This window comes from uncultured Maribacter sp., assembly GCF_947500985.1.
Classification (GTDB): domain Bacteria; phylum Bacteroidota; class Bacteroidia; order Flavobacteriales; family Flavobacteriaceae; genus Maribacter.
The window spans coordinates 488,397-503,409 of record NZ_CANMTX010000004.1; the positions used below are offsets into that span (position 1 = coordinate 488,397).

General features: G+C 34.5%; 13 protein-coding genes. 5 read left to right on the forward strand and 8 right to left on the reverse strand.

The window, feature by feature from the left end; all coding sequences use genetic code 11:
* Nucleotides 1-17: 17 nt before the first annotated feature.
* The 6 genes from Q0871_RS11425 to Q0871_RS11450 all read right to left on the reverse strand — a co-directional run bounded on the left by Q0871_RS11425 (nucleotide 18) and on the right by Q0871_RS11450 (nucleotide 9,969).
* Entirely contained in the window at nucleotides 18-1,271 is a 1,254-nt protein-coding gene (locus tag Q0871_RS11425; RefSeq protein WP_299322883.1) for an Nramp family divalent metal transporter, read from the reverse strand.
* A gap of 90 nt (nucleotides 1,272-1,361) precedes the next feature.
* Nucleotides 1,362-1,736: a cupin domain-containing protein gene (locus Q0871_RS11430; RefSeq protein ID WP_036156630.1), complete on the reverse strand. Its 375-nt coding sequence runs from the start codon at nucleotides 1,734-1,736 to the stop codon at nucleotides 1,362-1,364.
* Nucleotides 1,737-1,755: 19 nt separating this feature from the next.
* Nucleotides 1,756-3,984, reverse strand: a complete 2,229-nt coding sequence (locus Q0871_RS11435; RefSeq protein WP_299322893.1) for an alginate lyase family protein — start codon at nucleotides 3,982-3,984, stop codon at nucleotides 1,756-1,758.
* Between the two features lie 5 nt (nucleotides 3,985-3,989).
* Entirely contained in the window at nucleotides 3,990-6,326 is a 2,337-nt protein-coding gene (locus tag Q0871_RS11440) for a chondroitinase-B domain-containing protein (protein ID WP_299322898.1), read from the reverse strand.
* A gap of 247 nt (nucleotides 6,327-6,573) precedes the next feature.
* Entirely contained in the window at nucleotides 6,574-7,626 is a 1,053-nt protein-coding gene (locus Q0871_RS11445; protein WP_299322903.1) for a polysaccharide lyase family 7 protein, read from the reverse strand.
* A 24-nt stretch (nucleotides 7,627-7,650) separates the two neighbouring features.
* Entirely contained in the window at nucleotides 7,651-9,969 is a 2,319-nt protein-coding gene (locus Q0871_RS11450; RefSeq protein ID WP_299322907.1) for a chondroitinase-B domain-containing protein, read from the reverse strand.
* 166 nt (nucleotides 9,970-10,135) lie between these two features.
* On the opposite strand from Q0871_RS11450, the gene Q0871_RS11455 reads away from it, so the two are divergent.
* A complete protein-coding gene (locus Q0871_RS11455) occupies nucleotides 10,136-11,104 on the forward strand; it encodes a TIM barrel protein (RefSeq protein ID WP_299322912.1) in 969 nt (322 codons plus the stop codon).
* 23 nt (nucleotides 11,105-11,127) lie between these two features.
* Entirely contained in the window at nucleotides 11,128-11,844 is a 717-nt protein-coding gene (locus Q0871_RS11460) for a ribonuclease activity regulator RraA (RefSeq protein ID WP_299322916.1), read from the forward strand.
* Between the two features lie 90 nt (nucleotides 11,845-11,934).
* On the opposite strand, the gene Q0871_RS11465 is transcribed toward Q0871_RS11460, so the two are convergent.
* Nucleotides 11,935-12,444, reverse strand: coding sequence for a peroxiredoxin-like family protein (locus Q0871_RS11465; RefSeq protein ID WP_299322921.1), 510 nt, complete (start codon nucleotides 12,442-12,444; stop codon nucleotides 11,935-11,937).
* 109 nt (nucleotides 12,445-12,553) lie between these two features.
* The gene (locus Q0871_RS11470; protein ID WP_299322924.1) at nucleotides 12,554-13,027 is read right to left on the reverse strand and encodes a hypothetical protein; all 474 of its coding nucleotides are present in this window, start codon (nucleotides 13,025-13,027) and stop codon (nucleotides 12,554-12,556) included.
* Nucleotides 13,028-13,259: 232 nt separating this feature from the next.
* Here Q0871_RS11470 and Q0871_RS11475 point away from each other — a divergent pair, with 232 nt between their 5' ends.
* From Q0871_RS11475 to Q0871_RS11485, 3 genes are all read left to right on the forward strand, one after another.
* Entirely contained in the window at nucleotides 13,260-13,700 is a 441-nt protein-coding gene (locus tag Q0871_RS11475) for a BLUF domain-containing protein (RefSeq protein ID WP_299322928.1), read from the forward strand.
* A 206-nt stretch (nucleotides 13,701-13,906) separates the two neighbouring features.
* A complete protein-coding gene (locus Q0871_RS11480; protein WP_299322933.1) occupies nucleotides 13,907-14,344 on the forward strand; it encodes a response regulator in 438 nt (145 codons plus the stop codon).
* A 150-nt stretch (nucleotides 14,345-14,494) separates the two neighbouring features.
* Entirely contained in the window at nucleotides 14,495-14,935 is a 441-nt protein-coding gene (locus Q0871_RS11485; RefSeq protein ID WP_299322937.1) for a DsrE family protein, read from the forward strand.
* Nucleotides 14,936-15,013: the final 78 nt, after the last annotated feature.

The following is a 15,013-nucleotide window of genomic DNA, read 5'->3' on the forward strand; positions in this document are numbered from 1 at the left end:
AACTAGCTTCTGTTTGTTTACTGAATGAAATCAATAAATCCGTTTAATGCAACGTAAAGCATATAACAATTGAAAATAAAAGTGGCGCCTAAGGCTAAATTCATCCCAATACCTACTTTGTACTCTTTCATGATACTTTCTTTGTTTAAGAGGATAATAAGAAAGAGTGTAATCAATGGCATTACAAACGGACTTAATGCTTGAGAAGCAATTAATATCCAAACTGGTTTTCCTCCTAGAATAGGGACAATTAAACCAGACAGTGCCACCAATACAACAATTAGTTTGTACAGCGGTTTTTTCATGTCGCGTTCTGTACCTGTGTAATCAGCAACTAACCAAGGGAATAATAATAGGTTGGGAAAGATGGATGACAAACCCGCACCGATAATACCTAATGTAAATAGGGTAAGGGCGAAATCTCCTGCCCATGGTCCTAATGCATGCATCATATCTGTGGCATCTTCAACAGGTGCGCCCTTAAAGTACAGGGTTCCCGTTGCGCTGATCATTATAGCAAGACTTATAAAAAAGGTCATTACCATTGAAGACATTGCATCTTTGTTTTCAGTTTTTAAATCTTTTAAGCCCCAATTTTGTTCTTGAACGAGAATACTTCTCGACGCTAAACAAACACCTGCCATTGTAGTACCTACTATACCGGCAATTACCAAGCCGTTGTTATCACCTTTAGGCAATTCTGGAAAAAATTCGGTAATGGAAGTGCCTGCTTCTTTAACCACCATAAAGCTAGTGATAATAAAGGCTAAGGCCATAAAGCCAACCATAATACTCATGGCTTTTATGAAATTTTCGTGTTTACCGGTCCAAAAAAGTCCGATAAGTAAAGCGATAAAAAAGATGGAAACTACAGGTTTGTTTAGAAATGAAATGGAAGTTTTTACTGAAATCCATTCCATTGTTACTTCTGCTACTACGCCCATAACGCCAATACAAGATGAAACAATAGAGACGAGTAATGCAGTAATAATAAAAATAGTGAGTGGTTTACCGAATGCCTTTTTAAAATTGAACATTAGGGTATTTCCAGAAACGATGGTCAATTTACTAATAGACACCAATAAGAAGTAGGTGAAAAAACAAGAAAGTAGTAGCGCCCATGAAAGGCTAAGACCATATTTAGCACCAGAAACTACCATTGAGGTGACACTACCGGTACCTACAACGTAACCAATAATAAAAAATGCTGGACCAAAATCCTTGAGACGTTTTTTGAATTTTCCTGAAAAGGACATATTTTCTGTTGTCATAAGTATTGGTTCAGCATTTAATATGTTATAAAATATTACTTCAAAAAATCTATTTGAAGCCGCAAAAAGTAACTGTAAATAGATTAGGTCTTACTCTTTATCTCCGAAATAAGATGGACCCACACCACTTAAGAAATCTTCTCTGACAGGGCTAAAAGTATCAATTAGTTCCCCTTCTTCAAGGCAAACAGCACTATGTAATAAATTTGGTTCAATATAAACTCCGTCACCTGCTTCTACTATTTGCTTCTCACCGTCAATTACAAATTCGAATTTACCTGAAACGCAATAGGTAGCTTGTGTGTGAAAATGTTGATGAGGGGCACCTAATGCTCCTTTGTCAAATTTTACTCTAACCATCATGATTTGGTTGTCATAACCTAAGAATTTTCTTGAAACTCCTCCTCCAAGTACTTCCCATTCCATGTCTTTAGTGATGACGTATTTTTCACTGAATCTTTTCATAATTTTTATTCTTTAATATTTATTTAAAATAATAAGAACCAGACCACTCATAATTCTTATCGTTAATTTTTAATGTATGTGTAGCTTCTTTTGAAGCATTGGTATTTGCAATAATAAATAGTTTGGTAGAATCTTTTACGGTAGTTATTGAAATAGCAGTGTAATCTATAGTATCTAAAACTACTTTTAACGCTGAGATAGAACTATTAGAATTAACAGCAGATTCTGAAACCGGGCTATAGCTTCCATGTGCTTCTATAGCTGAAACAAAAAGCGTATTTTGAGTATCATTTCTGCGGATAATAAAACCAGCTTCTCTTCTTAAATTAAATTCAGGGTCATTGGCGCCTATTCGTACAAATCTTAACTCGTCATCTTTTGAGGTTGCAGATGTTAAGGTATAGAACTTCCCTTTTTCTAGCCAACTCAATTTAGTGTTTTCTTCTGTTGTACTTCCACAACCTTCTGACCATAAATGTTGATAGCCGCTATCAATACCTAAAGGCTCAAGGGTTTTTGGAACTTCGAATTCAAAATTTGTGTTCAATACTTGACCCATAAAATAAAAGGGCAAATCATATTGGTTGGTACTATCAGACTTAACTCGTAGAATATCAAGCATGAAAGGCTTTTCAAATTCACCATCTTTAATAATGGCCATTGTTCTGTGCATCTCAGTTCCAGGATATGCGTTAGATTCTTTAGCGCTTACTAATTGTACATTGGCATTAGAATCATCAAAAATATATAAAGTAGGGTTGTGCTTGCTGCCAATATCATATTTGCCTTGGTAGTGAGATTTCTCATTCTGCACAAGGGTGTTATGGGCAATTGTTTGCTTGGCCCAAGTTTTATTTTCCTTCAGATAATTACCACCACCTTTCTGTTCAATATTTACAAAACGAGCTAATCCGTAATCCTGCAATACTTCATCACCATTTTCGTAGAAGGAGTACGATAACTTATCATAGTGCCCATGACTTGAGCCTTGTGCTGCATATTTAAAAACAAGTTCTAAATCATCGCTACGTAAAATACCCACACCACCTTGTTTTCCGTTAGGACCGTCAGATAAGTTGATTGATTTTTTAGCGAAAGGTTTTGCTTTTCCATTTTTTACTCCAAGAGCAACAGCTAAACCAGAATCGTCTAACAATACTTTGTTTTGCTTTTCTGCTATACTTAATAATCCAGGGTTTTGGTTTCCGAAATAATAAGAAATATCTACAGCAGTAACTAAGGCATCATTGTAATAAGACATTCCTTTCTGACCATCGTTAAGGGGAAAGAAATCTCCATCTGCATCAGATAAATTTAAAAGGGCATTGATTGATTTTAAAAGTACTCCGTCCTTGTATTCAAAAATTTTCAATTCTGGTTTTACATTGTGTAATCCTTCTGCAAAAATCAAAAATGGATACATGGCATAACGCTGGTAGTATGGACCTTCATTATAATAACCGTCTGGAGAAAAAGGTTCTTCAATGTTCGCTAAAAATCCGGCTTTTCCTTCCTTATTGATAAATCCGCCATCATCGTCTTTAGCGGTTTTATCCATCTCTAAATCTGGAATTCCGTATAAAGCACGATCAATTAACTCTTTATCGTTCATTACTAAACCAATCATGCCAACAGCTGCATTACCCCATGTACTATGATTGTGTACTCTTTGATAGAATTGCGGACTATCAACTGAAATGTGATCTGCAAATGGTCTAAAAAGATTTTTCTCTAGCTTTTTTCTTTCGGCTGCACTTAAGTAGTTATATACACAATCGTAAGCTTGGCTAACGTAAACCAACCAGTTAGAATCGTTTAAACATTGCCAAAACAGCTTACCTCGTGCATAAGATCTGGTTTTGGGGTGCAGAGGTAATGTTTTATACATTCCTTCATATTGCATAAGCATGTCTTTTACATACTTTGCATACTTTTCGTCGTCTAAAATTTGATATAAAACACCAGCTTGTTGCATTACTATCATGTTACGTTTATGACGTACATGGGTATATCCACCAGAATAATCTTTAGGTATAGGTGTGTCTATGCCTAAAGCTATTTCGGCATCAATCTCTGCTTTTAACTTTTGTAACGAGGCATCAAATAAAGGAACAGAACCTAATTCTGCTCTTATTTTTTCAACTCCCTCTTTAGTGAGAATAAGGCTAGGGTGTTCTTGTGCAGCTGCGCTGAACGTTATTAAAATAGCGCAAATAAAAATTTGCAATGTTGTTAAGTATTTGATCATGCTTGTTATTCGTTTTTAAGTAGGCCTAAGTCTTTGCCATCAGTACCTTTTCCTTTTAATGGAGAATCTGAAGGTAATGCGTAGTTGGTGTCTTTAGAAAATTCAGGGACAAGTTCCCATTGATTTTCCACTTGGTATTTCTGATCGCCAGTGACCATTAGTTTTTCTGAATTACTCAAAGCATTATTAAGAACTTTTACAATTGGCTCACCGACTACCAGATGCATGTTAATTGCCTTGCTATCTTTAAAAATATTGTTTTTAATGGCTGTTTCTTGAACTCCGTATAAAGAAACGGTAGCATCATATTTATTTTTAGAACCGTAACCAACATGGTCAAATACATTGTGCTCCATTTCTAAAAATGGTCCAAAGGTACTTTCATCTTTACCACCTCTATACAAACGTAATGCAGCGCCTTGTAAATCATTGATGGCATTGTTATTCATTAAAAAGTATTCCACATTGTAAGCACCAATGTCATCAGTTTCTTTATCTAAGGCTGCAATGCTACCAGAGATGTTTTTAAATTTAGAATTTTGAATACTAATAGTGTCGGCAAAAGTTCCTTTTGAAACTCGTAATACATCAAAAGAGTGGTTTACGATCATGTCTTTAAACTCACACCTGTCAATAAACAGTTTGTAATTATCGATCATAGATTTTTTGCTGGTACTAATAACTGAGTTACCTGCGTAGTCTGGGGATTTGGTACCGTCAAAAGTGATATTTTCTAGAGATAGACTACCGCCATTTTCAATTTCAAAAGCCATCATTCTTTCAAATAAGATGGTCGCCTTTTCTTTACCGATTGTTTTAAAAGTAAGTGGGTGATTAATTTTAACGGCTTTGGTCAATAAGTAAGTACCACCGCCTTCAAGAATGATAATATCACCTGCTTTCGTTTCTTTTACTTTATCGTACAACGTATTAATACCAGCAGCTACGTTAATAGTATTACCAGAATTTAACGCAACCGTATTATCTGCTTTAGAATACCATGATGTACCTGTGTTCTCTTTAGTTGCGATTTTAGGACTAATAACAACTTTAGTTTTAATCTTTTTTGAAGTAGGAATGGGGAATCCGTTTTTGTCTTTTACCAGTTTAATCTTAGCATTCTTAAAACCTTCTTCTATAATTGTTTCTGAATTTTCACCAAGGATGTTGTTCTTGAATTTTACACCGCTAATATCATCATCAATTGTGAAAACATCTTTTTTGGTATCGTTGTAAATGATGTTTTCTGAAAATTCAGAGGTTCTTGGTGCCTGACTTCTTTCAGCGTCGCTACCTGCACCAAAAAGAATATTATCGCAGTTTACAAAAGTGTTGTTGTTTACTTTAGAATCGATAACTGGTACATACCTATTTGGTGGTGAATTAGGTACACCGTTCATCATTACAAAGGCACCTCTAAAACGATATCCTGTCAAGCCAACATGGTAGTTGTTAATAACTGTTTGCGTTTCATTAATGACACGAACGCCGCCAGTACTTGGTTTATTATTGCCTATAAATACATTACCATCTACCAATGTTTCGTTGCCATGGCGCATAGTCAATGTACCTGTACATTCAAAAAATGTATTGTACTTAAAAGTGTTATTACAAGATTTATTAGAGATGATTTCGTGCTCACCGTTAGTTCTATCAAAATAGTTAGATTCAACCAAGGTGTTGGATTTTTCTAATGCATGGTGGCTAGTTCCTATTCTTAAGGTTTCTCCTCCATTGTTTCCGTAGGTAGGGCGTGGTCCAAAATAATTATGATCTATTTGGTGATTGTTCGCTCTACTATCTTCGGTATCTAAACCAACAATCATGGTAACTCCTAAATTCTTTTTACCTGCAATATGGTTATGGTCAATTCGGTTATTTTTTCCGTAGATGGTTATCCAATAATCTTGTACTTGACGCTCAGGATTATTAAAGTTATCGATTACACATTCGGTAAGGCGAGAATTATTAGCCATTTTTTCTCTACTTTTTCTGAAGGAAATAACAGCGTTGGTCGGCGTAAAACCGTTTTTGAATACAAGACCTTTTACGATTAAATGATCGCCAGCGATTCTTAAATTAGATGCGCCAGATAAAATCACTTTTCCTTTTTCTTCTGCTATAAGCGTAATCGGATTTTCTGCGGTACCATTTGCTTCGAAGAGTAGTTCAGAATCCATCCAAATTCCATTGGCAAGAACTATGCTATCACCAGGCTGTACTTTTTGAAGTACTTCAGTAAACTCTGCTACATTTTTTACAGTATGAGTATGCTGTGGTGTGGTAAAGGAATATGCCAGGCATAGAAAAACAGATAAGAATAGAAGGTGGTATCGTCTCATAGAAGGAAATTGGTTTACCAAATTGGTTTACCAAAAATAAGGATATTTGCAAGACTGGCAAATATTTAACATAAAAAGGGCGGTTTAATTTACGAATCGATAAATATCTACTTTAGAAATCGTCAATTCGATAAATTCTATTACTGGCAAATTTTCCGATAATTAGTAGTCTTATTAACCTAGTAACGAGTGATTTGTTTTCAGTTTTAATATACTTTAAACGACAGTACCATAAGAAAACTAAATGTTATTTTTCGCTCGGTTGAGTACCTGCACCAACTGTTGCCTCTTTAAACCAGACTTCGGTATAATCTCCGTTTGCATATTGTTTTTCGATATTACCATCATAGGTGTCAGCACCTGTACTCCAAACAATATTGTCTTCTGGAGATTTACCATTAGTTTGATTATAAGCACCTTGTTTGAAATATTGAATTTCGCCAGCATATGCATTTTCGCGTTCCAAACCATCACGACCTATTGAGGCATATAGTGTTTTAATTTGTTCAGGTAAGGTTTTAGTAAATTCAGACGCCAATAGGTTTTTGGTGAACTTTACGGTTTCATGACCTTCACTTGTAAAAGTTAAGTACATGATGCCTTTATAAACATTGATTTCATAGCTAAATTCTTCACCTAATTCAATACCATTTTCTGGTTCTGCAGGAGGAGTTATTGCGTCTGATCCAACAACAGACATGTCATTACCCCAAACTGCCGATGAATAATCCCATCTTTTTGAATTATCACCTGCTGTGTTGATTTCATAATTCCAGAAAACAGATCCTTTTGTATGTCCGGGAAATTTCTTGTAGAATATCTTTATAGGTTCATTCTCATGACCCTCATCACTATGTATTTGTCCTACTACAACAGCATAAGAAGCGGCAACTCTGGCATCGCCAGAGGTAGATACGTGTTGTACCTTTAAAGTTCCGGTTAATTTTCCGCCAGTTTCTGGTATCCAATGTTCTTTTTGTCCTAGTTCTGTTCTTGTATTGCTAGATGTACGAGATGTTATGCCGCTATTTGGTGTTTTGTAAACTACCCAATCCGTTTTTCCGTCATTAGCAACATAAAAGAAATCATCTTTAGCGTAATCTTTAAGGTTGTCCTCGTAGGTGCCATCACCTAATAGAATTTTCCATTCGGCCATAAACGGAATAACATCACTTGGGTATTTAACGGCAGTTTCACCTTCGGTCGTTGATTCTTCATTAGAAACTGTAGTTTTCTTTGAGTTGTCTTTACAGGCAAATAAAGCTACTACTGCTATGATGGTAATTATTGATTTTTTCATTGGTAATATATTTTTTGCGTGGTATTAATACATAAGTTTAAGAGGTAAATTTTCTTCAACAAGAATCTTACCTGAATTTTTTATTTCGTTATCTGAATATCTGTTGTTTTTTGCACCCCAAAGGCGCGTGACTATTTTTACAGGGTTGTCAATGAATTTATTGTTAGCAAGGTTTACATTGATAATACCGTAAGTATTAAGAAGTAGTCCTTCTTCAGCTTTAGATCCGCAATGTGTGAATGTGCTGTTAGTTACTATTAAATTACCACCAACCGTAGATTCATCATAGCCACCTCTATAGTAGTCCAGGACATTACTCGCAATCCCATCAAATAAACAATTTTCAATGGTGATGTTCTCGGCATTGTATTCCCCCTTATCATCTGTTTCTTCAGACAATTCTAAACCATTTGCGCAATCTTTAATTTGAGTAGATTTGAAAGTAATATGTTCGGAGAACGAAAGTTTGTATGCTTTTAAAACATAATCGAAATTCGATATTTCACAATCGACAACGGTTAAATTGTACAGGCTCGACATATTGTTCTTTAAACTAGCAAAAGCATACTGTTCTTTAGCCCCAATAAGTTGAACATTTTTAAGTGTAAGTTGCCCTTTAGGATTCATTTCAAAAGCCGGAGTTTCAGATGCTCCTTTATATTGAATAATGGTTTTTGTATCAGAGGTAGTAGCCATTATGGTAATACCTTTATTAATTATTAAAGGGGTATCTAAATTGTAACGCTCGGCAGATAGTACAATAGTATCTCCACTATTTGCAGTTGCAAGGGCACTGGTAAGCTCGGCAACGTTATTTGCTGAATGTGTTTTGTTTTCGGTGCTCGTAGAAGTTGTTTTAGAATACCAGTCAGGACCATATTGCGATACATCCATCATATCTTTTTTATTCACTGGCTTACCAATAACAGCACCGACCAAATTTTTGTCAGCTCTAGAGTTACCGAACAAATCGGCTTTGATCTGGTCAAATTCAAATCCGTTATAAAGTTCAAAGTTAGACAACGAACTATCTGGCATTAAAATATCACCATCGGCTACAGTGGTACCAAAATCTTTTTGGGTAAGTCCGTCAATAGCCTTAAATATCACCCCTTTATTATTGATTACATTACTTTTAAAATCAACACCATCAATAGAATCGTGTTCAACTATAGGTTGCTTGTCACCCTTATCATTATAAATAAGGTTATTTGCTACTATAGTTCGTATAGGTGTAGCAGATCGAATCTCAGATTTAGGTAAAATATCTTTTTGATCGGTATTTGATCCTACACCAAATTGCCAAGGTGATTCACAATTTACCCAAGAATTATTGGCTACTACAACATCTGTAACTTGTAAATATCTATTCAAAGGTGATTTTGGAATTCCGTTCATTACGGCAAGTGGACTCCTAAAAGTTTTACCATTTAAGTTATAGAAATAATTATTGGTCACCCAGTGTCCTGTTCCTATTAATCGAATACCACCTATTTGTTCAGAATTTTCATCGCCTATAAATACATTGCCATCAATAATGCAGTAGTTACCATGCCTTGTAACAAGAGAACCTTCGCTTTTATAAAATACATTATTTCTAAATTCATTGAAATTGGTTTTACTAGAAATAATCTCTACTTCACCATTACAGTGGTCAAAAAAGTTATTTTCAACTAAAGTATAACTAGGGGCCATAGAGGTAAAGCTATTACCAAGTTGAATGGTCTCGGCACTAGGTCCGCCTTTAGGTGGTCGAGGTCCAAAATAGTTATTGGTAATTTTATGGTAATTCTTAATACTATTATTACCTGCCAAATCAATTCTAACCGTAGGTCCTCTATTCGACTTTCCTGAAATATAGCAATGGTCTAGCTCATTGTGTCGACCTTTAAATAATACCCATAAATCTGTTTGATTACGTTGTGCTTTGTTGAAATCTATAATAGCAGAATTGGTAATCTTACAATGGTTTGCAACGGAGTCTTCACTAATACCAAAATCGATAACTGCTGAAGATGGAGATGATCCATCAGTAAAGGTTAAACCATTTACATTCAAATACTCACCGGCAAGTTTTAAATCAGAAGTACCGGTAATTAATACTTCGCCAGGAGTTTTTGCACGTAAAGTAATAGGATTTTGCTCATTACCGTAGGCAACAAATTTAATATTTACATCTTTCCAATCTCCATTAACCATAACAATATCATCGCCAGGTTTTGCTTTTGATATAGCTGTATTCAATTCATTAATATCGTTTACAGTGATAGAGTTACTGGTTGATTCTTCACCACAAGAAAGTAGTAAGAAAACGGAAGCTAATAGTATGAAATACTTTTTCATTAGATAGTATTTTAATCTGGTTTGAAACTCAAAGTAGGTCTGTGATTTATTGTGCAATCACCACAAACTGGTTAACCAGTTTGGTTGACCAAAAATACATATATTTGTAAGAATGACAACTAATTAACACAAAACCTATTAATAAAATATAAAAGAGATATCAAAAATGAGAGAAGATAAAAAGGGTGTTTCTAGAAGGAATTTTGCGAAAAAATCAGCTATGGCTTTGGCGGGCATACCTTTGGTACAGTTAGATAGTGATTTTCTAAAACCATTTTTAACTACAGATGATAGTATTGAAGTACACCTATTTTCTAAACATTTACAATTTCTTGATTATAATGAGATGTCTGCCGCAACAGCAGAAATGGGTTTTAATGGGTTAGATTTAACAGTACGCCCCAAAGGGCATGTATTGCCAGACAGGGTAGATGAAGATTTACCGGCGGCAGTAGAAGCGATGAAAAAATATGGATTGAATCCGAGGATGATGACCACCAATGTTTGGGATATTACAGATGTCGGTCAGCAAAAAGTTTTAAAGACAGCTAGCACGTTAGGGTTCCAATATTATCGAACGGGTTGGTTAAGCTATCCCGAAGAAAAATCAATAGAAGAAAGTCTGGCATTATATGCTACGCAGGCTAAACATTTAGAAATCTTAAATAAGGAATTAGGATTAATCGGATGCTATCAAAATCATGCAGGTAATCACGTAGGGGCACCAATTTGGGATTTGCCTACAATTTTTTCAAAAACGGATACTGAATTTTTAGGATGTCAGTATGATATAAGGCATGCAGTAGTAGAAGGCGGCAAAAGTTGGGAATTAGATTTGCGACGCATTCAGCCGTATATTAAATCTATAGTTATTAAAGATTTTAAATGGGGAAAGAAAGATGGAGTATGGGAGCCTATCAATACACCTTTAGGGGAAGGTATGATAGATTTTAACCGATACTTTTCTTTGCTTAAAAAGTACAAAATTAACGTGCCAATATCATTACATTTAGAATATGATCTCGGCGGGGCAGAGCACGGTGCATCAAAAATTACAATAGATAAAAAAGAAGTGTTCGCTAAGATTAAAAAGGATTTAACCTTTATCAAAGAAGCATGGAAAAAAGCGGAATAATATAAATTTTCAGATCAAATAGAATGACCAAAATAGCTAAAGCAACAAAAGATAAATTAAGAAAGGTTAGTACGGCAACCGTTGCAACCTGCTTATTTAAAAAAGGATTGAAAAACCAGTTTATACAACATGTAAAGCCTCTAAAATTAGGTCGTCCGACTATGGTTGGTGAGGCGTACACTTTACGTTACATACCTGCTCGAGAAGATCTGAATCCTATAACGGTTTTTAGAGACCCAAAGCATTTACAGAGAGTAGCAGTAGAAGAATGTCCAGAAGGTGCTGTTATGGTAATCGATAGTAGACAAAATGCTAGAGCTGCGTCTGCCGGTTCAATTTTGGTAACACGATTAATGGTTAGAAAAGCAGAAGGTATTATTACCGATGGCGGCTTTAGAGACTCCGCCGAAATTGCCGATTTAAATTTTTCGTCATATCATAATAGACCTACAGCACCTACCAATTTGACTTTACACCAAGCTATTGCTATAAATGATCCTATTGGTTGTGGCGATGTAGCAGTTTTTCCTGGTGATATTATACTTGGTGATGATGACGGAGTAATGGTGATACCTGCACATCTTGCCGATGAGGTTGCAGATGAATGTATTCAGATGACATTGTATGAAGATTTCGTTTTGGAAATGGTACAAGGAGGAGAACCTGTGATAGGACTCTACCCAATGGTAAGTGATGAGGCTAAAGTTAAATTTGAAAAATGGAAGTTAGATAACATGTAGTTGAGTGATTTTGGCAGATAAAAAAATAAGGTGATTAGGCTATAACAGCACTAATCACCTTATTTATGTAAAGTATTCTTGAAATGTATTCTACTCACCACCTCTTGCAGGGTAGTTATTTTTGTTGACGTAATCTATTGCGTTCAAAATATCATCCCAATGAGGTCTGGCAAATGGCATTGTTTGAATAGCACTTGCATATAATGTATTATCAGGGCGAATTAAAAATAATCCAGGTTCTGAAAATTCATCTGGCTCTTTGTCCGATGTTTTTTTAGAAACATATAATCCCCATTCTCTAGCAGTCTCAATTGGTAAATTATAACCAACAGGTAGTTCAGGTATATTCCATTCTTTGCCTGCTTTTTTTGCCCGTTCTTCACTATCACTACTAATAGCAATTAGGTGAACACCTCTGTCGCTAAAATCTTTCAATCTTGTCGCTAAATCTTCTAAGTAGTTTTTACAAACTGGGCAGTGCAGTCCTCTATAAAAAACGATCATAGTAAAAGATGTACTGGCTTGGTCATATAAGCTCCATTGTGTATCGTTGATCAATGGTATTTTTAAATCAGGTACTTCTGATGTGGGTTTTATCATGGTAATATTATTTTATAATTAGTAAGTTATAAAGGTATATGAGGTTCTTGTAAAAGCTTTGTTGCATACCTTTTAGAATTGATGCAATACATGAATTTGAATTTACTATTTATTTGTTATCAGCTAACCATTTTTCGTATTTTGCATATTGAGCGCTAGACAAAATACTTTCCATTTGTCGTGTACGTTCACTTTCTATACTGCCTAACATTTCACCACTAGCCATGTTTGCCTGTTTTGTTTTAAAACGTTCCATAGAAGATTTGAAAATGCTGATTTGATTTTCGCTCATGTCTAAGGCAGTGAACATATCAGAATACTCGGCACCTAAGCTATTTGAGCTATTTTCAGTAGCTACATTGTTCATGGCGCCAGTAGATTCGTTCACTTGTTCAATGCTATTTTTTTGATTCATAGCTGTTTCAGAAGCAGTAGTTTCTGTTGATTTTGTGTACGTTTCATTTTGTGCGGTATTCATTCGTGCTGTTACTGCTTTCGTATTGTTTGAAGTCGTTTTTTTAGTGCTTGAGCATGCGGTCAAGATGACGGTTAATGCTAAAGTAACTATGATTCTATTTTTCATGATTTTCATATTTTAAAATTCTCCTCGAAAATTATGGCTTAAAATAAATTTCTATAGTCGCTATCACAATTAAAATTGACTCTTAGGGTATAATGGTTTTTTTTGTTATTGTTAAGGATGAAAATTTACGTTAAATTATTTTTGTAAGAAAAATACCATGTTTAAATAGGTGTAATTCATTGAAAGTTGCTACCTTAATAACTGTTTTAAGCAGTTTTATAAACCCTACTATATGTACAATCTTGTGTATAAGTCAATTGCCAATAACCTAACACCTGCTCAGGTTAGTGAAATTCTAATGGAATCAAGAGATTTTAATGGCAAACATGATGTTACAGGATGTCTTATTTATCATGATGGTTTTTTTGTACAATATTTAGAAGGCAATGCCGAGATAGTCTTGGCATTATTCGAGAAAATTAGGGTAGATACTCGTCATTATGAAGTTATTGTTCTATCTCAAGGTAATATATATTCAAGGGAGTTTGATACTTGGAGTATGGCGTACCTCTCAGATGAACTTCCAAACGAAGCTTTTCAATACATTAAGTTAATGGTTAGTCCTGAATTTGAAATTACCGATATGTCGGTTATTCCTAATCCAACTTCTAAAAGATTTTGGCTGGCGGCAAAGAATTTATTGAACAAAATAGGGCATGATAATTTTAATTAAAAGCGGTTATTGAATCATATTATTAGAGAAAATGTTTCGTACACTTATTAAGTAACACAAAAGGTAAAAAACTGAATTTTAAGTGTTTGATAATAGAACATGTTTTATGATTATATGCTTTAGAGTCATTTTTCGTTTTTATTGGTAGAATTTTATTTGATATTTCTATATAGTTTTGAAAGACACACTGATTTTATATAGAAATAATGGAAGAATTGAATGTATATATTGCGGATGACGATTTTGACGACCGTGATTTTTTTATGGATGCTTTGAAGAGTGTAGATATAAATACAGAAGTGTCTCAATTTGATAATGGTGTTGATTTAATGGATAGATTATTCTCTGATGTTACCTTGCCACATGTAATATTTTTAGATTTATATATGCCTATTATGGATGGTTTTGAGTGTCTTATTGATATCAGAAATTTCAAAAAATTTAAGGATATATACATCATTGCCTATTCTTCAATTTATAGAGATAGAGAAGTGAATCAGCTTAAAAAAGATGGGGCTAATCAATTCTTAAAAAAATCATCTTCCTTGAAAGAATTAAGAGAGCTGTTGTCGAAGTCTTTGAGAAAGGTGCCGTTCAAGAATGATGAAGTAGTACATAAAGATGAATTCGTTGTTCTATTGTAAATGAAGTGAACTTTGCTACAATTTTTATAATCGATTGATGGTGTTACGTAATGCTAAAAAACGATTCCTTTTTTTATCATCCCTAAATTAATATTTAGAACTATTTTTCTGTATTTTTAAATAACAAATGCATCCATCAAAATAGAAATTATGAATAATATTTTACGAACACTTTTAGTAGTTATTGTAATGATTGCTAGTGGTACACAAGCATATGGACAAAAAAAATTAGACGAACAAGCTGTTGCTGATTTACAGAAAACACCTAAATATGGTTTTATACTTACTTCAGAAAGACATTTTAAGGGTGTGCTAAGTATGTATGACCTTCTTATTGAGAACGGCGTTAAAATAGAGGATTATGAAATTGTGGTAAAAGGTAAAGTGGTGACCCAATTGGTAAAAGGTTCAGAGCTTGAAGAGTTCTTTAAAAAATATAAGGGAAAGGTAAAAGTAAGTGTATGCAGTGTTGCTATGGAGAAACTAGGTGTAGCAGAAGAAACACTTTTTGATGGTCTTGATGTTACGCCGACCGCATCGGTACGTGTACTGCAACTACAAGCAAACGGTTACAATACGTTAACCTATTAAGAGAATACATAAAAATTAAAATTACCCTATTTTTTTTGAAAGGATTTTTTTTTTGAACACTCTGGTAATTGGCATCAT

Coding starts and splice junctions, on each gene's coding strand:
- Q0871_RS11425 (WP_299322883.1), bottom strand. CDS start 1,271: ATGACAACAGAAAATATGTCCTTTTCAGGAAAATTCAAAAAACGTCTC.
- Q0871_RS11430 (WP_036156630.1), bottom strand. CDS start 1,736: ATGAAAAGATTCAGTGAAAAATACGTCATCACTAAAGACATGGAATGG.
- Q0871_RS11435 (WP_299322893.1), bottom strand. CDS start 3,984: ATGATCAAATACTTAACAACATTGCAAATTTTTATTTGCGCTATTTTA.
- Q0871_RS11440 (WP_299322898.1), bottom strand. CDS start 6,326: ATGAGACGATACCACCTTCTATTCTTATCTGTTTTTCTATGCCTGGCA.
- Q0871_RS11445 (WP_299322903.1), bottom strand. CDS start 7,626: ATGAAAAAATCAATAATTACCATCATAGCAGTAGTAGCTTTATTTGCC.
- Q0871_RS11450 (WP_299322907.1), bottom strand. CDS start 9,969: ATGAAAAAGTATTTCATACTATTAGCTTCCGTTTTCTTACTACTTTCT.
- Q0871_RS11455 (WP_299322912.1), top strand. CDS start 10,136: ATGAGAGAAGATAAAAAGGGTGTTTCTAGAAGGAATTTTGCGAAAAAA.
- Q0871_RS11460 (WP_299322916.1), top strand. CDS start 11,128: ATGACCAAAATAGCTAAAGCAACAAAAGATAAATTAAGAAAGGTTAGT.
- Q0871_RS11465 (WP_299322921.1), bottom strand. CDS start 12,444: ATGATAAAACCCACATCAGAAGTACCTGATTTAAAAATACCATTGATC.
- Q0871_RS11470 (WP_299322924.1), bottom strand. CDS start 13,027: ATGAAAAATAGAATCATAGTTACTTTAGCATTAACCGTCATCTTGACC.
- Q0871_RS11475 (WP_299322928.1), top strand. CDS start 13,260: ATGTACAATCTTGTGTATAAGTCAATTGCCAATAACCTAACACCTGCT.
- Q0871_RS11480 (WP_299322933.1), top strand. CDS start 13,907: ATGGAAGAATTGAATGTATATATTGCGGATGACGATTTTGACGACCGT.
- Q0871_RS11485 (WP_299322937.1), top strand. CDS start 14,495: ATGAATAATATTTTACGAACACTTTTAGTAGTTATTGTAATGATTGCT.